This is a genomic window from Psychroflexus longus (genome assembly GCF_020164595.1).
Lineage (GTDB): Bacteria > Bacteroidota > Bacteroidia > Flavobacteriales > Flavobacteriaceae > Psychroflexus > Psychroflexus longus.
The window spans coordinates 355,638-376,816 of the sequence record NZ_JAIQZE010000001.1; the positions used below are offsets into that span (position 1 = coordinate 355,638).

Annotated in this window: 17 protein-coding genes and 1 pseudogene; 6 read left to right on the forward strand and 12 right to left on the reverse strand. The window is 36.1% G+C overall.

The annotated features are described in order from the left end of the window. Nucleotides 1–68: 68 nt before the first annotated feature. From LB452_RS01690 to LB452_RS01700, 3 genes are read right to left on the reverse strand one after another with little or no spacing between them, the layout of a single operon-like run. Nucleotides 69–1,967, reverse strand: a complete 1,899-nt coding sequence (locus LB452_RS01690) for an OmpA family protein (RefSeq protein ID WP_224459986.1) — start codon at nt 1,965–1,967, stop codon at nt 69–71. A gap of 18 nt (nt 1,968–1,985) precedes the next feature. Continuing rightward, nucleotides 1,986–2,894: a PorP/SprF family type IX secretion system membrane protein gene (locus LB452_RS01695; protein ID WP_224459987.1), complete on the reverse strand. Its 909-nt coding sequence runs from the start codon at nt 2,892–2,894 to the stop codon at nt 1,986–1,988. Between the two features lie 30 nt (nt 2,895–2,924). Continuing rightward, nucleotides 2,925–3,314 carry a T9SS type B sorting domain-containing protein gene (locus LB452_RS01700; protein ID WP_224459988.1) on the reverse strand — a complete coding sequence of 130 codons (390 nt, stop codon included), beginning with the start codon at nt 3,312–3,314 and terminating at the stop codon, nt 2,925–2,927. 166 nt (nt 3,315–3,480) lie between these two features. On the opposite strand from LB452_RS01700, the gene hflX reads away from it, so the two are divergent. Continuing rightward, entirely contained in the window at nt 3,481–4,722 is a 1,242-nt protein-coding gene (gene hflX / locus LB452_RS01705; protein WP_224459989.1) for a GTPase HflX, read from the forward strand. Here the strand turns inward: hflX and LB452_RS01710 are convergent. Genes LB452_RS01710 through LB452_RS01730 form a run of 5 tightly spaced genes read right to left on the reverse strand, consistent with a single transcriptional unit; the run spans nt 4,719 to nt 11,262 of the window. Beyond that, a complete protein-coding gene (locus LB452_RS01710) occupies nt 4,719–5,120 on the reverse strand; it encodes a response regulator (RefSeq protein ID WP_224459990.1) in 402 nt (133 codons plus the stop codon). The two genes, hflX and LB452_RS01710, sit on opposite strands and share 4 nt — an antisense overlap. A 9-nt stretch (nt 5,121–5,129) precedes the next feature. Continuing rightward, nucleotides 5,130–6,140 (reverse strand): response regulator, encoded by a 1,011-nt coding sequence (locus LB452_RS01715; RefSeq protein ID WP_224459991.1) that lies wholly within the window; start codon nt 6,138–6,140, stop codon nt 5,130–5,132. Then, nucleotides 6,137–6,574 (reverse strand): response regulator, encoded by a 438-nt coding sequence (locus LB452_RS01720; protein WP_224459992.1) that lies wholly within the window; start codon nt 6,572–6,574, stop codon nt 6,137–6,139. The genes LB452_RS01715 and LB452_RS01720 overlap by 4 nt, the downstream gene beginning before the upstream one ends. A 10-nt stretch (nt 6,575–6,584) precedes the next feature. Continuing rightward, complete coding sequence (locus LB452_RS01725; RefSeq protein WP_224459993.1) at nt 6,585–7,784, reverse strand: sensor histidine kinase; 1,200 nt, start codon at nt 7,782–7,784, stop codon at nt 6,585–6,587. After that, nucleotides 7,762–11,262 (reverse strand): PAS domain S-box protein, encoded by a 3,501-nt coding sequence (locus LB452_RS01730; RefSeq protein ID WP_224459994.1) that lies wholly within the window; start codon nt 11,260–11,262, stop codon nt 7,762–7,764. The genes LB452_RS01725 and LB452_RS01730 overlap by 23 nt, the downstream gene beginning before the upstream one ends. An 86-nt stretch (nt 11,263–11,348) precedes the next feature. Between LB452_RS01730 and LB452_RS01735 the strand changes: the two genes are divergently transcribed. Beyond that, the gene (locus LB452_RS01735) at nt 11,349–12,335 is read left to right on the forward strand and encodes a DUF1028 domain-containing protein (protein WP_224459995.1); all 987 of its coding nucleotides are present in this window, start codon (nt 11,349–11,351) and stop codon (nt 12,333–12,335) included. 3 nt (nt 12,336–12,338) lie between these two features. Beyond that, nucleotides 12,339–13,364 carry an isoaspartyl peptidase/L-asparaginase family protein gene (locus LB452_RS01740; RefSeq protein ID WP_224459996.1) on the forward strand — a complete coding sequence of 342 codons (1,026 nt, stop codon included), beginning with the start codon at nt 12,339–12,341 and terminating at the stop codon, nt 13,362–13,364. Nucleotides 13,365–13,371: 7 nt separating this feature from the next. Here LB452_RS01740 and LB452_RS01745 read toward each other — a convergent pair whose 3' ends face one another. Then, the gene (locus LB452_RS01745; RefSeq protein WP_224459997.1) at nt 13,372–15,390 is read right to left on the reverse strand and encodes a thioredoxin domain-containing protein; all 2,019 of its coding nucleotides are present in this window, start codon (nt 15,388–15,390) and stop codon (nt 13,372–13,374) included. A 170-nt stretch (nt 15,391–15,560) separates the two neighbouring features. Here LB452_RS01745 and LB452_RS01750 point away from each other — a divergent pair, with 170 nt between their 5' ends. The 3 genes and pseudogenes from LB452_RS01750 (at nt 15,561) to LB452_RS01760 (ending at nt 17,331) form a co-directional block, all read left to right on the forward strand. Next, nucleotides 15,561–16,262: a CoA transferase subunit A gene (locus tag LB452_RS01750; RefSeq protein WP_224459998.1), complete on the forward strand. Its 702-nt coding sequence runs from the start codon at nt 15,561–15,563 to the stop codon at nt 16,260–16,262. Nucleotides 16,263–16,281: 19 nt separating this feature from the next. Beyond that, nucleotides 16,282–16,566 (forward strand): annotated as a pseudogene (locus tag LB452_RS13615) (four helix bundle protein). 111 nt (nt 16,567–16,677) lie between these two features. Beyond that, on the forward strand, nt 16,678–17,331 hold the full coding sequence (locus tag LB452_RS01760; RefSeq protein WP_224459999.1) for a 3-oxoacid CoA-transferase subunit B: 654 nt from the start codon (nt 16,678–16,680) through the stop codon (nt 17,329–17,331). A gap of 73 nt (nt 17,332–17,404) precedes the next feature. Here LB452_RS01760 and LB452_RS01765 read toward each other — a convergent pair whose 3' ends face one another. The 3 genes from LB452_RS01765 to glmS form a co-directional block, all read right to left on the reverse strand. Then, on the reverse strand, nt 17,405–17,680 hold the full coding sequence (locus LB452_RS01765; protein WP_224460000.1) for a F0F1 ATP synthase subunit epsilon: 276 nt from the start codon (nt 17,678–17,680) through the stop codon (nt 17,405–17,407). Between the two features lie 15 nt (nt 17,681–17,695). Continuing rightward, complete coding sequence (gene atpD / locus LB452_RS01770; protein ID WP_224460001.1) at nt 17,696–19,204, reverse strand: F0F1 ATP synthase subunit beta; 1,509 nt, start codon at nt 19,202–19,204, stop codon at nt 17,696–17,698. Between the two features lie 121 nt (nt 19,205–19,325). Further along, nucleotides 19,326–21,173 (reverse strand): glutamine--fructose-6-phosphate transaminase (isomerizing), encoded by a 1,848-nt coding sequence (glmS, locus tag LB452_RS01775; protein WP_224460002.1) that lies wholly within the window; start codon nt 21,171–21,173, stop codon nt 19,326–19,328. Nucleotides 21,174–21,179 lie beyond the last annotated feature (6 nt).

Consider the following 21,179-nt stretch of genomic DNA (forward strand, 5'->3'; position numbering starts at 1 on the left):
CTTAGTAAATATAAAAAAATCCCTCAACTAAAGCGTTGAAGGATTTATGGGTTTAAATTTTGAAAAATCTAGTCGACAATTTCAAACTCAGATCTTCTATTTTCTTCATGTTCTTCTTCACTGCAGCCAGAATCACAGGAATTAACAGGCTCTAATTTTCCTTTTCCTTCTGAAGTTAATCGGGTTGAATCAATGCCATTTTCAACTAAATAATTGACAGTATTCTCAGCTCTTCGTTGGGAAAGCTCCATATTGTAAGCCTTTGATCCTCTTTCATCGGTATGGCTTATGACTTTAATATTCAACTCAGGATTTTCTTTCAGAATTGAAATCAGTTTGTCAAGTTCCAATGCAGCTTCAGGTCTTATACTTGCATCGTCATATTCAAAGAAAATGCGCTCCTGAAGAATCAACAGTTCTGCTTCCGCCGGGGAAAGCTTTGGCTCTAGAGCCACTCGTATTAGCATCTGAGTCTTAGGAATACGCAAGGATATCGACTGACTTTCATAATTACTCATATTCACCTGTAAATCGAATTTTTGACCAGTAGGCAAAAAGTTTTTGCTTACACCACTTGCATTAGTTCGGCTTCTCGTAAATTCATTTTGATCCTCATCATAAAAAATGACTTGCGCATTTTCTAAAAACCTATCTGTTTTAGCATCAACTACTTCTACCAGAAGAGAAGTTTGTTCCAGCGGATGAACCAAATTTGCTCTGTAAATATTATCTATTCGCTTTCCTTTTTTCTTTTCGGTTCGGTTTGAGGATACATAGCCTTTTTCTACGTTGCCATTGTAAGTAAAAGCAAAATCATCTGCATTACTGTTCAATGGTGATCCAAGATTTTGAGGAGGTAGGAAATCTCCAGAATCGCTTTTGGCATAATAAACATCCAGACCACCAAGGCCTAAATGTCCGTCGCTAGAGAAGTATAGTGTGTTTTCCCGATCGATGTACGGGAAATTTTCTCTGCGCTCTGTATTGACTGTTGGTCCAAGATTTCTTGGCTGACCAAAGCTACCGTCTTCTTTAATCTTAACAACATAAAGGTCTGAAGCTCCATAACCTCCCGGTCTATCACTGGAAAAATACAGTTCAGTTTCATCTGGACTTAAAGCCGGATTAGCATTGGAAAAAGATACATCGTTAAAGGGCAAATCTACAATATCCTGAAAACTACCATTTACCAGAGTGGCTTTGTAAATTTTTAAGTGATTGACTCCATCTTCATCTTTTCTGTAGTTTCCATTGAGGAAATCATTTCTGGTGAAGTAAATAGTTGATCCATCATTGGTAATAGCCAGAGTACCTTCATGAAATTTAGTATTAATCTCACCTACTATTTCTTTTGAGTTTTTGAAAGTTCCGCCTACATTGTCAGCGACAAAAATATCTAAAGCGGGCTGTTTGTTCCAGCCGTATGTTTTTCTGGTTTCATTCCTTGCCGATAAAAAGTAAAGTTTCCCATTATATTCGTATGCGCCAAAATCGGAGTATTCAGAATTTAAGCTTAGCTGATTCAGTTCAAATCTTGGTGTCATGGATTTCAACTCTTCAAAATAATTTGGGTTTTCTAAAAAGGCTTTAGCTCTGGAGTCTCGAGGGGCTTTTTCAGAAAAATCGAGCATCGCCTTCTTGTAATCTTCAATTTTTTCGTTGCTTAGAAGTGCCTGAGCATAAGTATAATAATCTTCAGCAGAGGCGTTTCTGTTATTTCTTAGATAACGCTTAAAGAATTGTTCGGAATCTTGAAAGTTGGAAGTTTTATAGTTTGCAATCGCTAGTTGTCTGTACACATAATTATTTGCTTTTCCTTTGCGGATAAGCTTTTCATAAGCATCAATAGCATCAACGTATTCAAATCGATCAAAATGCCTATCTGCTTTTTTGGTGTCGCTGTTTTGAGACCACAGACTTATGGTAAACAAGCAACAAAACAAAGAGAGTATATATAATTTTTTCATTGGAGATTTCATTTCAAATTAAAAATAACGAGGCGAGACATAAGTTTTCTTTTTGAAGAAGATGTCGAAAATGACAAAAGCTTCATAAGAAGGTTCCTTCAGGTTGGACTGAGTTGCATCGTAAGCGAAACCAATCTGCATCCAGTCTGTAGCTCTCACACTCGCCAGGCCACTGATGGCGTCTTCATATCTATAGGAAGCTCCAATTTCAAACTTATCATAAAATAGAACGTTTGCATTCACATCAAAAGATACGGCGGAACTAAATTCAGATTTGATTAAAGTGGAAGGTTTGAATTTTATGTAATCATTTATATCAAAAACATAGCCGGCAGTCAGAAAATAATGCTGTTGCTCCGAGCCAAATTCTCGGCCATCGACTTCAAGATGTGTAGAACCTAAGAAATTCGGAACGGAAAGTCCGACATAAAATCTATCGGAGTAATACATAAGACCCGCACCTAAACTTGGGTAAGTCTCATCAATGTCGCTTTGGAAGGCTGGATCCATATCATCCTGAAAAAACATGTTCTCAAAACCTATGCTTTGAAACCTTGCTCCTGCTTTAAGACCAACAGCCAGTTTGCTGTTTTTACCAATGTCCATCGTGTAAGATATATCTGCGAATACATTGGTTTGTTCAACTGGGCCGTTTTGATCATTGATGCCGGAAAGCCCCAAACCGATTCCTTTTCCTACTGGAGTATGCGCATTGAAAGCAAACGTTTTAGGAGAACCTTCAATACCGGACCATTGGTCTCTGTACAATGCTCCTACCGATAAGTTTTCTTTGGAACCAGCGTAAGCAGGGTTGATAACGTTCATATTATACATGTACTGCGTATATTGAGGGTCTTGCTGTGCAGAGATCTCTTGTGTGGCCAACAACAACAAAGCTCCTAAAACAGGGATATATCTAATTTTCATAGAGAAATTTTCTTTATAAATCATTACAGATTATTGTTCAACATTAATGTAAAGTGAGCCTTGATTGACCGTTCCGTAGTCTATGTCTTCAGCATCAAAAGTGATGGTATAGAAGTAAGTCCCTGTTACAAGGTCATCTCCGTCATCATTTTGACCAATAAATTCGTCTCTGTAATTTGACCTTTCATAGACTTTCAGGCCATTCCTATCGAAAACTTCTAAAGTTGTAATTCCTGTGCGGTCTGCCAGACATGACAAATCGAAATTATCATTCAATCCATCAGGAGTTGGATTAGGGGAAATCCCTTGAGCTATTTTACAATCACTTTGATCAACATTGAGATCATTGGTATCATCTGAACTACAAGAATAGAAAAGTAATAAACAAGTGAGAGCTAAAAAATATTTTTTTGGATGCATAAAAGTTTGATTTTAGTATGATAAACGAATTAAGGGAATTTTTAGTATTAAATCTAGAATTACTTAGAAAATATAAAGCTAGATTGTGATACGATTCCTTTTCAGAAATCTTAAATTCAGATCAAACTGAAGTATTTTTCATAATTTTACGTAATCAAAATTTTATATGTTAGAAGCAAAAACTACAACATACGAAACTGCTGTTCTCATTGGTATTGTGAATCAGTTTCAGGATGAAGAAAAATCCAAAGAATACTTAGATGAATTAGAATTTCTTACTTACACCGCTGGAGGTGAAGTCAAAAAGCGATTTCAACAAAAACTTGACGTTCCCAACCCAAAGACCTTTATAGGAAAGGGTAAATTGGAGCAGGTGAGAGATTATGTGGAAGAACATGAGATCGGAACTGCCATTTTTGATGATGAGTTATCTCCAGGTCAGCAAAGGAATATTGAAAAAATACTAAAATGTAAAGTTGTAGATAGAACCTATCTTATTCTGGATATTTTTGCTCAACGTGCTAAAACAAGCTACGCCAGCACTCAGGTAGAGCTTGCACAATATGAATATTTATTACCGAGACTTGCAGGTTTATGGACCCACCTTGAGCGTCAACGTGGTGGTATTGGAATGCGTGGTCCTGGTGAAACAGAGATTGAAACCGATAGACGTATCGTAAGAGACAAAATCACTTTGCTCAAGAAAAAACTAAAAACCATAGACAAGCAGATGGCTGTCCAACGAGGAAACAGAGGGAGTCTTGTGAGAGTTGCTCTGGTAGGCTACACCAATGTTGGTAAATCAACATTGATGAATGTGATAAGTAAAAGTGAAGCTTTTGTAGAAAATAAGCTATTCGCGACCCTGGACACAACAGTAAGAAAAGTAGTGATTAGAAATCTACCCTTTCTGTTGACGGACACTGTTGGGTTTATAAGAAAGCTGCCAACACAACTGGTAGAATCATTTAAATCTACTTTGGATGAAGTAAGGGAAGCTGACTTGCTTTTACATGTTGTCGACATTTCTCATGAAAACTTTGAAGACCATATTGAATCGGTCAACAGCATTTTAGATGACATCGAGGCCAGAGACAAACCCATCATCATGGTCTTTAATAAAATTGATAGTTACGAGCCAGAAATCATAGAGGAAGATGACTTGATGGTGGAAAGATCTTATCAGCACTATACACTTGAGGAGTGGAAAAAAACGTGGATGCAAAGACAAGGAGATAAAGTACTGTTTATTTCGGCTACCGAAAAAGAAAATATTGAAGAATTCAGAAAAAAGGTATATGAAACAGTAAGGGAGATTCACGTCACTCGTTTCCCTTATAATAACTTCCTATACCCAGAATATGACGCCTATACAGGCGATGATGAAGATGAGAATATAGAAGCTTAGTCGAAAAAAGGTAGCAACTCCTTAGTTTTCTTTAAATTTTTGAGACTTTCTATGCTCAAAGGTTTTTCCACAAATCCTATAGCAGCGGCATAAGTCGCTGCTTTTTCTTTGTCACTAGAGTCAATAGAAGAGGTCACTACAAAAATATAGCAATAACTGTCCAATTCACGTTTCTCCAACTCATCCATAAAGTCCCAGCCGTCGAGATCAGGCATATTAACATCTAGAAGAATGATAAACTTTTTATCATCAGATTTATGTTCAGAGATGTAAGTTAAAGTTTTGTAGCCGTCTTCAAATGATTTTGGGGAACTTGAAAATTCTGAATGAATCATCATTTTCTCATGAATAAAGAGTACCATTTTATCATCATCTACATTTAAGACTTCTAAGTTCATAGACCTTATTTATTTACTTGGTTGAATTTGTTTTGTATTCTTAGTAATAGCTCTTATAACGCTATCAAGTTCTTTCACCGTTTTGCCAATTTCTTTGATAAGAACGCCCTCTTCTTTTTTGGAACAAACGCCTGTGTTCAAGAGCTCTACAATGCCTAAAATTTTGGATGCTGGAGATCTCATTTCATGTGATTGTTGCCAGGCTATTTGCTTCAGCTTCTCATTTTGAGAAGCTAGTGCTTTGTAATGCTGCAAGCGTTCTGTGACATCTTTGGCTACAACAAGTTTAGCTTTTCTATTTTGAAAAATAATAGTTTTGATGGTGATTTCAGCATTTATTTCTTCTCCAGATTTTTTCTTGTACGAAAAATAATCATCGAAGCTGTGACTGTCTTTATGAACTGTTTGCTTTAGAGCTCCAAGAAAAGAATCCATATCTTTTGAAAAGAAAATTTGATGGAGAGACATCCCGAGAAACACTTCCTTTTTGTAACCAAAAAGCTCAATTGTAGCTGAATTAACATCCAGAAATTTTAAAGTTTCTACATCATAAACAAACATAGGTAGAGGCGAAAGGTGAAACAAGTCGCTATATTTTTTTTCTGACTCTAAAATCTTAAGTCTTTGTTTTTGCTTTTCAATGGTGTAATTAATGCTTTTGAAGAGCGCATTTGGATTTAATTCATCTTTAAACAAATAATCTGAAACACCCAGCTGAAGAGATTCAACACACAAATCGAGATTAAGTGAACCTGTTAAAATTATGACAGGGGTTTGGGTTTCAATGCTAAGTACCTTTTTTACGAGTAATTTTCCAGATAAATCTGGTAAGCTTAAGTCTAAAAAAATAACGTCAAATTTTGCTTCGCCTTTCAGCAAAGCTTCAGCTTCTTTATAATTTATAGCATGCTGATAGGTCATGTACTCAAAATGTTCTTCCAAATACTCTTTTACTAGCGTATAGTCGCCGAAATTATCTTCCACAATAAGAAGTTGAAGAGCTTTTTCGGTCTTGGTCATGGTCTAGTAGAACTTGGTGAATTGACATAATCTATCCAGAATTCTTCAATTTTTGCAATAGCATTTATGAAATCTGGACCATCTTGCGGTTTGGTAATGTAGCAGTTGACATGATTCTCATAACATTTGATCACATCAAATTTTGAAGAAGATGTCGTAAAAATGACAACAGGAATAGTCTTCAATACCTCATCATTTTTTATAATCTTCAAGACTTCAAGACCATTGTATTTTGGAATATTATAATCCAATAACACCAAATCTGGGGTCTCTGCAGTTATATAAGAATTTTGCTTTAACAGGAAGTCAAGAGCTTTTTTACCGTCACTCACCACCCATTGTTGAGTTACATATTTTGAATCTTCCAAAGCTTCAGTAATCATCAACACATCACCAATGTTGTCTTCTACTATTAATATTTTGAAAGCATCCATGACTATCATACTATTTTGGTATAGTGAAACTGAACTTACTGCCTTGACCAAATTCAGAATCTACCCAAATTTTTCCACCTAAATTTAATATTATTTTTTTACATGTAGCTAGCCCCATACCTACTCCATATGTATTTATTTTATTCTCCTTATAAAAGGGTCTGAAAATCTTCTCAAGATTTCGCTCTTCTACTCCTTTTCCATTATCACTTACTATAATGAGCCATTCGTCTAATTTATCTTTTGTAGAAATTTTCACCTTAAGTGAACGTTCTGTACTTCTATATTTAATGGCATTACCTATCAAATTTCTAAGGACTGAAGAAAAAGAAACTTTAGAAGTGTTGATTATTGGCAATTTTCCAAATTCAATTTCAATGTTTTCTGATCTTATAATAGGTAAATTGAGATCTATGATATTTTGAATGACAACTTCAACATCGACCTTTTCTTTTTTATCGCATTGCGATGTCACCTTAGCAAAAGCAAGAATTTCGTAGATAAGACTTGTCATTTTTTGAGTGCTCTGTTTGGCGTATTCGATATATTCTCTTGCTTCTTCACCTAGACTAGTGTGAGATTCATATTGTAACAGTTCTAGAAACCCTTGAATACTATCAAGAGGATTTTTAAGATCATGTGCTATGGTATAAGCAACCTCTTCAGTTTGATCTTTATGTAGTTTTAATTGTTCATAAACTTTTTCGAGATCTAAAGACTTTCTATGAGACTCAAACAAACGCTCTACCAATTTGGCAAGAGATTTTAAGGATTCAATTTGTGAAGCGTTAAGCACTTTGGGCTTAGAGTCGAGAACGCAAAGCGTTCCAAGCGCGAGACCGTCTTTTGTTGAAAGGGGCATACCTGCGTAAAATGCAATATTGGGATCATCTTTCACTAAAGGATTATTTTTGAAACGTTCATCTTGAGTAGCGTCATTAACAATAAGCATCCTGCTTGGCGTATTAATCGCGTGTGCACAAAACGCAATATCTCTTGAAGTTTGTTCTACATCAATGCCGAATTTTGATTTGAACACTTGCGTATCAGAGTCTATAAGAGTCACCAGCGAAATTTCGGTTCCACAAATATCTGAGGCCAGTTTAGTTATCAGGTCAAGATCTTCATCAGGCAGATTATCCAATAACTTCAGGCTATGTAACTCTTTCAACCGTTCTGCTTCATTGCTAGGAATCGGAGGGTTTTTCATTATCTATAGATTTTTTAGGAAGTTTAAGTATAAATTTTGAGCCTTTGCCAAGCTCTGATTCTACTCTAACTTCACCTTTAAAATTTGTAATTATCTTGTCAACAATAGCAAGACCTATTCCTGTTCCAGAATACTCACTTTGACCGTGCAATCTTTGGAAAATTCCAAAGATTTTCTTGAAATATTCTTCAGAAATACCCAGGCCATTGTCTTCTACACTGAACAAATGATGATTTTCAAGCTCTTCGTAATCAACCTTTATTTTAGGCGGATTAGCCGACCTAGAATATTTTAATGAGTTGTCAATTAAGTTTAAAAACACTTCTTTAAGTTCATATTCAACAGAATCAATTACAGGAAGTCTTCCAACTTCTATCTTTGCTCCTTTATCTTCAATGGCTTCGTGTAAGAAGATTACAACGTCTTTTATCACTGAATTTACATCAACTTTTGATAAAGGAAGATCATTTCTGCCTACTTTAGAAAAATTGAGCAATCCATGAATAATTTGACGCATCCGCTTAGCTCCTTCTACAGCAAAATTAATGTATTCTTGAGCTTTTTCATCAAGATTTCCCGCATACTTCTGTTCCAGACGTGTTAAAAATCCGGTAACCATCCGCAAGGGCTCCTGCAAATCATGAGATGCTACATAGGCGAATTCTTCCAGATCTTTATTGGACTTGATTAATGCCATTGTCTGTTTTTGGAGCTTCTGATTTAGTTTTTCTAAGTTCTTTTGGTAATTTATAAACTCTGATACATCTTGTATAGAGCCCACCATCCTTGTTGCCATGCCTTTGTCATTTCTTATAATTGTTCCTCGATCCAATACATTGACATAACTTCCATTTTTATTTTTTAGTAAATATTCCTCCCTCCAGGTATCAGCTTCCGAATCTTTCAACACTGCATCAAAAGATTTAATAATGCGATCTTTATCCTGAGGATGTATTTTCTCTAGCCAATTTTCTTCAGAGTCTCCAAAAGTATCGAGTTCATAACCAAATAATTTTTTGAGCCCACTTCCCCATTCAATACTATTATGTTCTAAATCATAGTCCCAAACCGCATCAGAAACAGTTTCAGACAAAATGTTGAATTTTTCAATCTCAGTTTTTAAATCCTCTAAAGCCTTCTTGTATGGCGTTACATCTTTTCCCGTACAAAAAACATCACTTCCATTAAGGCTAAACACAGTCCAGTCCACTAGAAGTACTTTAGAATCTTTTGTAATGATATGAATCTCTTTAGATTGATACTCTTTTGTTTCTCTCGCTTTTATAATTAGCTCCTTCGTCGATTCTCTATCTTCTTCAGCAATAAACTCCAGAAAAGGAGTATTTAAAGATTCCTCCTGAGTGTATCCTGTAATATCACTCGCCCTTTTGTTCATTTTGCTCAGGTATCCATTATCACCAGCAATACATAAAAAATCTGGGGAATTTTCAAAAAAGGCTTGCATTTCCTTTTCAGTCCGCTTTCGAGAAATTTCATTGGCGAGTTGAATTGAAAATTCTTCAAAAATAGAATGGAGTGTTTCCTCTCTGGAAAATGTATCCTTGAAACTAAGAATCACAACACCCAAACATTCGCCATGTGATTTAATCTCAAATCCAAAACTCTTTTTAATCTCATTTACTGAATCTGATTCGTTTCTGTGGATTTTGAAATTTAAATCCCCGCTATTTAAAATCTCCAAGGCGAAACCTTCAGAATCGAAGTTGCTCGTTTCTGATTTAAAATTAACTAATTCACCGTCCTTTAATTCTAAAAATTTTGACAGATCCTTTGAATAATGACCTAGAAGCCAAAATTGGCAGATATGACTTCGAACTAAGTCTTCAATTTTTAGTGAAATTTTACAGAGTATACTTTCTAGATATTCCTCACCCTGAAAGGCCTGATGGGTAAAGGTCAATAGTTCGCTTTTTTCAGCATTTGTTTTTAAGTCATTTACATTTCTATTGACAATCATCCAGTGTGTGTACCATCCCTGGTCGTCAACAATTGGAGTGATAGAAATATTATTCCAGAATTCCAGTTCGTTTTGAGTTAAGCTTAGCACATCTGCATTAACCGACTCCCATTGACTGAGTTTTTCCTCTAATCCCAAAAAGTCCTCTTCGTTTTTATTGGACACATAAAATTCCCTTGGAGTTGAGCCGATCACCTCTGATATCTTAAAACCAAAAAGATTTTGAAAACTAGAATTTGCATAAACTATCTCAGACTCAAGAAAACTATTGGATTTTACTTCTGTTACCAGAATTGCATCTTTAGTACCATCAATTAATTTTTCTAAAAGATTCAGATGATTTTCGCGTTTTAAAGGTTTAGTAATATCCTGTAAGGCCCCAACCAAGCGGATGGGATCACCACTTTCATTCCTTACAATTACAATATTTTCTCTTACGTTGGCATAGTTGCCTTCTCGATTTTGAAATCGATAATCAAACGTCCACTTAGATAAGGTTTTGTCATCTAAAGCTTCTTGTAAGCTTTCAAAAAATGGCTTTAAATCATTGGGATGAATCTTGGATTCCCAAAAATCCCTAGAGACTGTATTATTTTCAAAATTATAACCAAACAGTCTTTCATAACCGTCACCCCAGTATAGTTCATCTTCGCTTAAGTCCCACTCCCAAACTGCATCTGATGTTGCACGCGCTGCTAGATCAAACCTATTTTTAGCAAGCTCTATTTTTTTTTGGGTATTATAATTATCAGTTATATCTATAACTGTAGAGATCATGAGATTTTGATCATAAAGAGGAATATTTTTAGCATTAACTATCTTTATTTCACCAGTTTTAGTTGTGATCTTCAGGTTTTTCCAATTCATTCTTTGAGGGTCTCCAGAATGAATATCATCCATTATCATTTTTGAAACTTCATCTCTGTAAGCTTCATCTGGGTATACTTTTTTGAAAAATGTAGTAACGTTTTCAAGTTCCTTTTGATCCCAACCGTAAATTTGAGTGAATTTATTATTGACATAGACGGTCTTAGATTCATCAATTGTATTAACACCAATTCCAAGAGGAAGAGATTCAAAAATTCTTTTGAAAGACTCGATTTCTAGATTTTCATTTTCATCGGCCTTTGTTTGTTCATAATGGATACTGATAAAAAAGAAGTATTTATCTTCAAAATTAAGAAGTTTGCATTCAAACTTAAGGGTTTGATTATTTTGATAAATCTCAATAAAATGGGAAGATTTATTCAGTTTTAAATCTTTCAGTTTACTCAATTTTTTGATAAACTTTGAAGCCATTTGTCCTTTCAATCCAAAACTCTCATTCAAGAACCCCTCCAATTCTGCATTATTTTTAATTTTTCTTTTTCTATCAGACTTAACTTTAAGTTTATTATTCAATCCAATAACTTTAAATTTACCATTGGGATTTGACACTAAAAAGCTAGGTAATTCAAAAAAATCCAAAAGCTTTTTTAACTGTAAAAATTCTATTGGCATATATTAAAGTTTATTTTCGTTCAAAATTGATATGAACATAAAATTAAAATCTCACTATTATTATATAAATTTAAAAAAGTTAAGAAATGATTTATAAATACATAATTTTTTTCAGTTTTCTCTTTCAATTTGCTTCGTATGCTCAAAAACCTACAAATTCATCTGAATTTGCGCACACTTTTTCAATTATTGCTCAAGATCCTGAAACTGGAGATATGGCCGTAGGGGTTCAAAGCCATTGGTTCTCTGTGGGAACCGCTGTGCCCTGGGGAAAGTCTGGGGTTGGTGTTGTAGCTACTCAATCCTTTGTAAATCAGCAGTACGGCTATGAAGGTTTACAATTAATGGAAAGTGGGCTTACCGCAAGTGAAGCTTTGGAAAAAATAAAAGCAGAAGATGAGGGCGCAGCTTTTAGACAAGTTGCCATGCTTTCCAAAAACGGAACTGTAGCAGCATTTACTGGAGAGAAATGTGTAGAGGCGGCTTTACATCTTGTAGAAGATACTTATAGCATACAAGCCAATATGATGGAGGATGAAAATGTGGTTTACGCAATGAGAAAAGCCTATGAAGAAAATAGCAATCTTGAGCTTGCGGAGCGCGTAGTTGCAGCTATGAAAGCTGCACAAGCAAGTGGCGGGGACGTAAGAGGGAAACAATCTTCTGCGTTAATAGTCGTAAGTAAAAATGCACCAGAACATCCTTGGCTTGATAAAAAGATAGATTTGAGAGTTGAAGACCATAAAACTCCTGTTGAAGAACTTTCACGGCTTCTCAACAGCCAAAGGGCATACGAGTATATGGAAAAAGGGGATGTAGCCATGGAGAATGAAGATCCAAAAGCGGCACTGGAAGCTTATAATGCTGCCGAAAAGCTGTTACCTACCAATGATGAAATTAAATTTTGGAAAGCGGTTGCTTTGGTCAATTCCGATCAAGTGAAAATGTCTATCCCCATATTTGAACGTTTGTTTATGAATGATAAGCGTTGGCAGAGACTTTTGAAACGTCTCCCCTCTTCAGAATTAATTACCATAGATAAATCTGCTTTAGATTACTTACTAAATTTATAACTCATGAAATACTCAATTTTATTACTCGCTAGTTTACTTTTCATTGCTTGCCACGATTCGCCAAAAATCAGCAAAGAAAAAAATCCTCCACAAGTTCAAAAATTTGGAATTGTTATTCATGGTGGTGCAGGGGTCATCAAGAAGGAAAACATGACCGATTCTTTACAAAAAGCTTACGAAGAAAAGCTTGAAGAAGCTATCAGTGTTGGGCATAAGATTCTTTCTGAAGGAGGAACAGCTTTAGAAGCTGTCCAAAAAACCATCAATGTGATGGAAAACTCTCCTTTATTCAATTCAGGAAAAGGCGCTGTCTTGAATGCTGAAGGGATTGCAGAATTGGATGCCTCCATTATGGAAGGAAAAACCAGAAATGCAGGGGCTATATCTGGAGTCCAACATATCAAAAATCCTATCAACCTAGCCTTAAAGGTTATGGAGGAATCAGACCATGTTATGCTTAGCGCATCTGGTGCAGAAGAATTTGCAAAACTTCACGATTTAGAGTTTGTTGACAATTCTTATTTCATTATTGAAAGAAGAAGCAAAGCGCTAGAAGCCTCTAAGGCCAGAGAACATGGAGTTTCTTCCAACGAATTCTACCTAAGTAATGAAAAATATGGAACTGTAGGCTGTGTAGCTTTAGATAAAGATGGAAACCTTGCTGCAGGAACTTCTACGGGGGGCATGACCAATAAAAAATACGGCAGAATTGGTGACTCTCCAATTATAGGCGCTGGAACTTATGCAAATAATAAGACCTGCGCTATATCTGCTACTGGTCATGGCGAATATTTTATAAGAGGAGTAGTCGCTCACGATATCTCAGCCATGATGGAATATCAAGGCATTAGCCTGGAAAAAGCAGCCCAGCGAGTCATTCAGAAAAAATTGACAGATCTTGGCGGAACTGGTGGAATTGTGGGTATTGATAAAAAAGGTAAAGTCGTGATGGAATTTAATACACCCGGAATGTTCAGAGCCTCCAAAAACATGAAAGGCGAAACTGAAATTAAAATGTATAAAGACTAATCAATTTTTACTTCAATTGTTTCTTTGCTTTTTCAATTTCTGAAGTAGGTTGTTGACATGTTTTATTTTCACAGACGTAAATGATTGTTTCAGAAGGATCTTTAGGAAGCTTATTCTCCAAAAGCGATAAGTTCTCACTTTGACCTCCAAGAAAAACATAATTACTGTGATATTCCTTTTGAAGCTCAAGACTCCAGTCTTGAGCTTTTTTACCCATTATAGCAACTTCGTAAAAAGGGAAAGTTAACCACCCGTAGAGGATTTGCCAGTTTGCTAAATAAGGGCCAGACTTAAATAGTTTAGCCTCTACCTGATTCAACATTCGCTTGGAAGTTTCAAGATACTTATCCTCATCAAAAAATTTACCTAGTAAGAAAAGTGACTTTGCCAATGAAGAGTTTGATGCTGGAATGACATTATCGTTGATTTCGTAAGTTTTTGAAATCAGCTTTTCACTGGTCTTTGAAGCAAATTGAAACATCGGTGAAGATTCAGTTTTAAAATCTTTGAAACAGATTTCTGCTAAGTGTTTTGCTTTGTTTAAATAATCAATTTTGAAGGTGACCTGATATAAGTTGATAAGCGCTTCAATAGTAAACGCATAATCTTCCAAAAAGCCAGTGATCGATTTTTGGTTTTTATATGTACGCAGAAGCTGATTATCGTCGATTAGCCGTGTTCTAAGTAAAAAATCAGTTGCTGATTCTGCTAATTCAAGATAGTCATCTTTTCTCAAGGCTTTAAAAGCCTCTACAAGCCCAGTGATCATCATTGCATTCCAGGAAGTAATGATTTTATCATCTAGAGACGGACGAACTCTGTGTTGTCTTTGATTGAATAAGGTTTGTTTTAAACTTTCTATTTCCTTTTCAAAAGCTTCAGGATCTAAATTATTTGCTTTAGCATAATCCCGAGGCGATTGATTTGTAAACAATATATTATTCGAGGATTCCCAGTTTCCGCGTTTGGTGCAGTTAAAATAATTTTCAGCAATGGATAGTTCTTTTTCAGAAAGAAGTTCTGATAATTCCTTGTGACTCCACACGTAGTATTTTCCTTCTTCTCCTTCACTATCGGCATCCAAAGCAGAATAAAACCCAGCTTCGGGATCTTTCAACTCTCTGGTTATAAAATCAATGGTTTCAGAAATCACTTTCTTATAATGTGGTTTTGGAAATGTTTTATAAGCATTGGCGTATAAACTCACGAGCAAAGCATTATCGTAAAGCATTTTTTCAAAATGCGGAGCAAACCATTTATCGTCAACGGCATATCTGGAAAAACCACCACCGATCTGGTCGTAAATCCCACCAAAAGTCATTTCATCCAAAGTTTTTAGTAGAGCCTCAGCAGCAAAATGCTCCTGAGTATTTTGATAGTATTGAAGTAAAAACTGCCATGAATTGGACATGGGGAACTTCGGAGCTCCTTTGAAACCACCGTTTTCAAGATCGACACTCTTTTGCCAACTCAGAAGAAAATCACGGTAATTAGAAACTTTAAAATTCTCATCACTTTCTACCGGAGAGAATTCCTGCCCATTTTTGATTCCTTCCGTAAGCTTTTCTGCCGTTTCCAATAATTGATCGTAACTATTATCATAAGCCTTTGCCACATTTGCCAGTACTTTCTTCCAATTGTCCTTTGGGAAATAGGTAGCTGCATAAAAAGGCCTTCCATCTGGAAGTGCAAAAGCATTCAATGGCCAACCTCCTCTTCCCGTCAACATCTGAGCGGCCTCCATATAGATGTGATCAATATCTGGTCGCTCCTCGCGGTCTATTTTTATGCATATAAAATGTTTATTCATTAATTCAGCTACTTGTTCATCTTCAAAAGACTCATGAGCCATCACATGGCACCAATGACAGGCTGCATATCCTATGCTTATCAATAAAGGTTTATTTTCCTTCTTTGCACGATCGAGAATTTCTGGACTCCATTCCTCCCAATGTACTGGATTTTTTGCGTGCTGCAAAAGATAGGGGCTCGTTGCGTTTACTAAGTTATTCTCAATATTGGCCATGAAATTTTTTATTTGAAAATTACGATTTAAAACATCTTCTGAATTTAAACTCGTCTTAAAACTGCTACCTTTTGTGAAAATCTAAACTTCATCATAATTTAAATCTTCGTTATTTTTAAAATTGGAGAGCATCCTTAAATTCAGTATTTTCAACCTAAATAAAAAAATCAATGATTAATAAAACTGTAAATAATGTAACTGAAGCATTAGAAGGTGTCCAGGATGGTATGACTTTTATGCTCGGAGGCTTTGGTCTTAGTGGAATTCCAGAGAATTCCATAAAAGAACTCGTCAGACTCAACGTTCAAGATGTGACTTGTATTTCTAATAATGCGGGAGTCGATGATTTTGGTCTTGGTCTACTTCTAAAAAAGAAACAAATCAAAAAGATGATCTCCTCTTACGTTGGAGAAAATGCAGAATTTGAACGTCAAATGCTCAGCGGAGAACTGGATGTGGAATTAATTCCGCAAGGAACACTGGCAGAGCGATGCAGAGCAGCTCAAAATGGAATTCCAGCGTTTTATACTCCGGCAGGTTATGGAACAGAAGTAGCCGAAGGAAAAGAAGTTCGAGACTTTAATGGTAAGCCTCACATCATGGAAAAAGCTTTTGAAGCAGATTTTGCCTTCGTAAAAGCCTGGAAAGGTGATGAAGCCGGAAATTTGATCTTCAAAGGCACTGCCAGAAACTTCAATCCTTTAATGTGTGGAGCTGCAAAAGTGACTGTAGTCGAAGTTGAAGAACTGGTAAAACCTGGAGAACTCGACCCTAACTTTGTTCATATCCCGGGCATATTTGTTCAGCGCATCTTCCAGGGAGAAACCTTTGAAAAACGAATTGAACAACGAACTGTAAGACAAATGGATTAGTCCATTTGGAAATTTGAAAATGAGAGATGATAAAAATAATCTGATTGTCAACTTAACTTTTGACTTTGCTTTAAAAATTATTACTTTTTCTGAGAGACCAAGACAGTTAAAAAAATTTGAAATGGCTAGTCAGCTTCTTAAAAGTGGTACCTCAATAGGAGCAAACATATGAGAAGCTCAAAATGCTAAAAGCAAAGCTGATTTTATTCATAAATTTAAAATCGCTGCAAAAGAAGTTGATGAAACTGAATACTGGATTGAACTATGTAAGGGCTCGGACTATTATCCTAATCCTGAAAAGTAATTATTTGAGGATCTTAAAGTAATTAGTAAAGTCGTTAGTAAAATTATATCTTCTACAAAGAAATCATAATTTCCAAATTAAAAAAATTTTAAAACCATCAAATTAATTAAAATGTTAGATAAAAAAGGAATTGCAAAACGAATTGCACAAGAAGTACAAGATGGCTTTTATGTCAATCTTGGTATCGGTATTCCTACTTTAGTAGCCAATTACGTTCGCGACGATATAGAGTTGGAGTTCCAGAGTGAAAATGGAATTCTAGGAATGGGACCCTTCCCTAAAGAAGAAGAGGTAGACGCAGACCTTATTAATGCAGGTAAACAAACCATAACCGCTCTCCCTGGCGCTAGTTTCTTTGACTCGTCAATGAGTTTTGGAATGATACGAGGACAGCATGTGGATCTCACTATTTTAGGAGCAATGGAAGTTGCCCAAAATGGAAATATCGCTAACTGGAAGATTCCAGGCAAAATGGTGAAAGGTATGGGTGGAGCAATGGATCTTGTAGGTTCAGCTAAAAATATCATCGTGGCCATGATGCATACGAATAAAGCGGGTGAATCCAAGTTACTAAAAACCTGTTCGCTACCACTCACTGGAGTGGAATGTGTAACTAAAATCGTCACCAATATGGCGGTTCTGGATATTGTAGATAAAAAGTTCAGGCTATTAGAACGTGCTCCAGGAGTCAGTGTTGAGGAGATTCAAAAAGCAACAGAGGGAGATTTGATCGTAGAAGGTGACATTCCTGAAATTTCAATCTAGAAAATTTCTAAAATCAAAAAAAAAGGAGCTAATCTGTAGATTAGCTCCTTTTTAAATTTTTTACCGATACTGATTAATCGATAAGTATAACAACTTTATTGTCTTGTAATTCGATTACACCTCCAGAAATATCGAAGTTATATTTTGATTCTTTCTCATAAAACTTATCCTTAGATTTCTTTGGCAGGGTAACAGACGAATCTAATTTGATTGTGCCTTTTTGAAGCACTGAAACTACAGGGGCGTGATTATCCAAAATCTGGAATTCTCCGCTCATCCCTGGAACACTCACAGATTTGACTTCTTCACTAAGTATGATATCTTCCGGACTTACTATTTCTAGATGCATTGAGTATATTTTTTACTAGTCTTCTTTCAACATTTTTTCACCTGCTTCAATGGCTTCTTCTATAGAACCCTTTAAGTTGAAAGCAGATTCAGGGATGTGATCAAGCTCACCGTCCATGATCATATTAAAACCTTTAATGGTATCCTTAATATCAACAAGAACTCCCTTAAGACCTGTAAATTGTTCTGCAACATGGAAAGGTTGAGATAAGAATCTTTGCACTCGTCTTGCTCTGGATACAGATAGTTTGTCTTCTTCAGACAATTCTTCCATACCTAGAATAGCGATGATATCTTGTAATTCCTTATATTTTTGAAGCAGCTCTTTTACACGTTGCGCACAATCGTAATGATCATCTCCTAAAATGTCTCTAGTTAAAATTCTTGATGTAGAATCCAATGGATCTACCGCTGGGTAAATACCAAGTTCTGCAATTTTTCTTGAGAGTACTGTAGTAGCATCCAAGTGAGAGAAAGTTGTTGCAGGCGCCGGATCTGTCAAGTCATCCGCAGGAACGTATACCGCTTGTACAGAAGTAATAGAACCTTTTTTGGTAGACGTAATACGCTCTTGCATCGCTCCCATTTCGGTTGCTAATGTTGGTTGATAACCCACTGCAGAAGGCATACGACCAAGTAGTGCTGAAACTTCAGAACCCGCTTGTGTAAATCTAAAGATGTTGTCAACAAAGAAAAGAACATCTTTACCTTGAGCCTCTCCTGCTCCATCACGGAAGTATTCTGCGATAGTAAGACCAGATAATGCAACTCTTGCACGTGCCCCAGGAGGCTCGTTCATTTGTCCAAAAACGAAAGTCGCTTTTGATTCCTTCATACCAGCTTTGTCAACTTTTTTCAAGTCCCATCCACCTTCTTCCATAGAATCCATAAAATCATCTCCGTATTTTATAATGCCAGATTCTAGCATTTCACGAAGCAAGTCATTACCTTCTCTAGTACGCTCACCAACACCGGCAAATACAGAAAGACCACCGTGGCCTTTAGCGATATTATTAATTAATTCCTGGATAAGTACTGTCTTACCAACACCAGCTCCACCAAACAAACCAATCTTACCACCTTTAGAATAAGGCTCGATGAGGTCAATTACTTTAATTCCTGTAAATAGAACTTCGGTAGTAACAGCTAAATCCTCAAATTTTGGTGCATCTCTGTGAATCGACATCCCATCTTTTCCTGTCTTAGGAAGGTCACCAAGCCCATCAATAGCATCTCCTGTAACGTTGAATAAACGTCCGTAGATATCTTTACCAACCGGCATTTGTATTGGGTTTCCTGTACTAAGAACTTCCACACCTCGGCTTAAACCATCCGCAGAATCCATCGCAATGGTTCTAACAGAGTTTTCTCCAATGTGAGATTGAACTTCAAGAATGAGGTCTGATTTGTTATCACGCTTTACTTCCAAAGAATCGTAAATTCTTGGTAAGTCGTTTGTGTTTTCGAATTCTACATCGATAACTGGACCAATAATTTGAGTAATTTTACCTTTAACTTTAGACATTATCTAAGGATTTTATTTAGTGGACTTTCTGGGAAAACCCGTATTTAAAATTTTTTGCAAATATATAGTATTTAAATAAATCTTTTATTGCAATATGCTTTTTTGTAAATAATTCATTTATCTATTCTACCGTTACGGATTTTGCAAGGTTTCTAGGTTGATCAACATTCTTACCTAACATCACCGCGATGTGATAAGAGAAGAGCTGTAAAGGAATTGTTGTGAGAAGCGGTGTTAGTGCTTCAAAGGTTTCCGGAACTTCTATGACATGGTCTGCCATATTCTTTACAGAAGTATCTCCTTCAGTTACAATAGCGATTATTTTACCTTTTCTGGACTTTATTTCCTGAATATTACTGACGACTTTTTCGTAATGTCCTTTTTTGGTTGCGATTACAACGACAGGCATTTGTTCATCAATAAGGGCGATTGGACCATGCTTCATTTCTGCTGCAGGGTATCCTTCCGCATGTATGTATGAGATCTCTTTCAGTTTAAGTGCACCTTCCAAAGCAACAGGGAAGTTATATCCTCTACCTAGATAAAGACAATTTTTAGCGTTTTTATAAACTTTAGCGACTTCAATAATGTGCTTGTTAGATTCTAAAGCTTTTTCAATTTTGGATGGAATCAATTCCATCTCATTCAAATACATGTGGTAATCTGTATTTGAAATTGACCCTTTAGCTTTTCCAAGTTTGAGAGCTATTAAACTAAGAATTGTAATCTGTGTTGTAAAAGCTTTGGTAGATGCGACTCCAATTTCCGGACCAGCATGTGTATATGCACCCGCATGAGTTTCTCTCGAAATCGATGAGCCTACTACATTACATACTCCAAACACAAATGCCCCGTTTTCCTTGGCTAATTTTATGGCTGCCATAGTATCTGCAGTCTCCCCGCTTTGAGAGATCGCGATAACTACATCATCTTTATTGATGACCGGATTTCTATATCTAAATTCTGAAGCATATTCAACTTCTACAGGAATTCTGGCCAGGTCTTCAAAAATATATTCTGACACTAAACCAGCATGCCATGAAGTTCCACAAGCCACAACTATAATTCGTTTGGCATTTAGAAATCTCTCCAAGTTATCATCAACTCCAGCCATTCTAATAATTCCTTGGTCGGCTAGCATCCTACCTCTGTAAGTGTCCTTGATTGCACTTGGTTGCTCATAGATTTCTTTGAGCATAAAATGTTCGTAACCAGCCTTTTCAATTTGGTCAAGATTTAGCTGAAGTTTTTGCACGTAAGGATCCACAAGCTTGTCATCCTTTATTTTTCTGACTTTTACGTGCTTTCCTAATCTTACGACAGCCATTTCACCATCTTCAAGATAAATGGCTTTTTTGGTATATTCAATGAACGGTGAGGCATCTGAAGCAATAAAGTACTCATTGTCACCAACACCTATTGCTAAAGGGCTACCAAGTCTGGCTACTACTATTTCGTTAGGTTTAGTTTTATCAAACACAGCAATAGCGTAAGCACCTACGGTTTGGTTTAAAGCAATCTGAACTGCTTTACCTAATTTGACCTCTTCATTGGTCATGATATCCTCGATTAAATTTACTAGAACTTCAGTATCTGTATCGGAAGCAAACTTATAGCCTCTGTTCTGAAGCTCAGTTTTTAAAGATTCGTAGTTCTCTATGATTCCATTATGAATAATCGCTAAGTCGCCAGAATTGGAATAATGGGGATGAGAATTAACATCGTTAGGCTCTCCGTGAGTAGCCCATCGTGTATGGCCAATACCTACTGTACCTTTAAGAGCAATTTCAGATTCGCATTTTTTTTGCAGATCAGCAACTTTCCCTTTTGTTTTACAAATATTTAAATCTTTGCCATCGTAAATGGCTATACCAGCACTATCATAACCTCTATACTCAAGACGCTTTAGTCCTTTTAGTACAATAGGATAAGCTTGTTCTTTGCCTATATATCCAACAATTCCACACATAATATC

Coding starts and splice junctions, on each gene's coding strand:
- LB452_RS01745 (WP_224459997.1), bottom strand. CDS start 15,390: ATGGCCAATATTGAGAATAACTTAGTAAACGCAACGAGCCCCTATCTT.
- glmS (WP_224460002.1), bottom strand. CDS start 21,173: ATGTGTGGAATTGTTGGATATATAGGCAAAGAACAAGCTTATCCTATT.
- LB452_RS01735 (WP_224459995.1), top strand. CDS start 11,349: ATGATTTATAAATACATAATTTTTTTCAGTTTTCTCTTTCAATTTGCT.
- atpD (WP_224460001.1), bottom strand. CDS start 19,204: ATGTCTAAAGTTAAAGGTAAAATTACTCAAATTATTGGTCCAGTTATC.
- LB452_RS01750 (WP_224459998.1), top strand. CDS start 15,561: ATGATTAATAAAACTGTAAATAATGTAACTGAAGCATTAGAAGGTGTC.
- LB452_RS01740 (WP_224459996.1), top strand. CDS start 12,339: ATGAAATACTCAATTTTATTACTCGCTAGTTTACTTTTCATTGCTTGC.
- LB452_RS01710 (WP_224459990.1), bottom strand. CDS start 5,120: ATGAACTTAGAAGTCTTAAATGTAGATGATGATAAAATGGTACTCTTT.
- LB452_RS01765 (WP_224460000.1), bottom strand. CDS start 17,680: ATGCATCTAGAAATAGTAAGTCCGGAAGATATCATACTTAGTGAAGAA.
- LB452_RS01700 (WP_224459988.1), bottom strand. CDS start 3,314: ATGCATCCAAAAAAATATTTTTTAGCTCTCACTTGTTTATTACTTTTC.
- LB452_RS01690 (WP_224459986.1), bottom strand. CDS start 1,967: ATGAAAAAATTATATATACTCTCTTTGTTTTGTTGCTTGTTTACCATA.
- LB452_RS01760 (WP_224459999.1), top strand. CDS start 16,678: ATGTTAGATAAAAAAGGAATTGCAAAACGAATTGCACAAGAAGTACAA.
- LB452_RS01730 (WP_224459994.1), bottom strand. CDS start 11,262: ATGCCAATAGAATTTTTACAGTTAAAAAAGCTTTTGGATTTTTTTGAA.
- LB452_RS01725 (WP_224459993.1), bottom strand. CDS start 7,784: ATGAAAAACCCTCCGATTCCTAGCAATGAAGCAGAACGGTTGAAAGAG.
- LB452_RS01720 (WP_224459992.1), bottom strand. CDS start 6,574: ATGGATGCTTTCAAAATATTAATAGTAGAAGACAACATTGGTGATGTG.
- LB452_RS01695 (WP_224459987.1), bottom strand. CDS start 2,894: ATGAAAATTAGATATATCCCTGTTTTAGGAGCTTTGTTGTTGTTGGCC.
- LB452_RS01715 (WP_224459991.1), bottom strand. CDS start 6,140: ATGACCAAGACCGAAAAAGCTCTTCAACTTCTTATTGTGGAAGATAAT.
- hflX (WP_224459989.1), top strand. CDS start 3,481: ATGTTAGAAGCAAAAACTACAACATACGAAACTGCTGTTCTCATTGGT.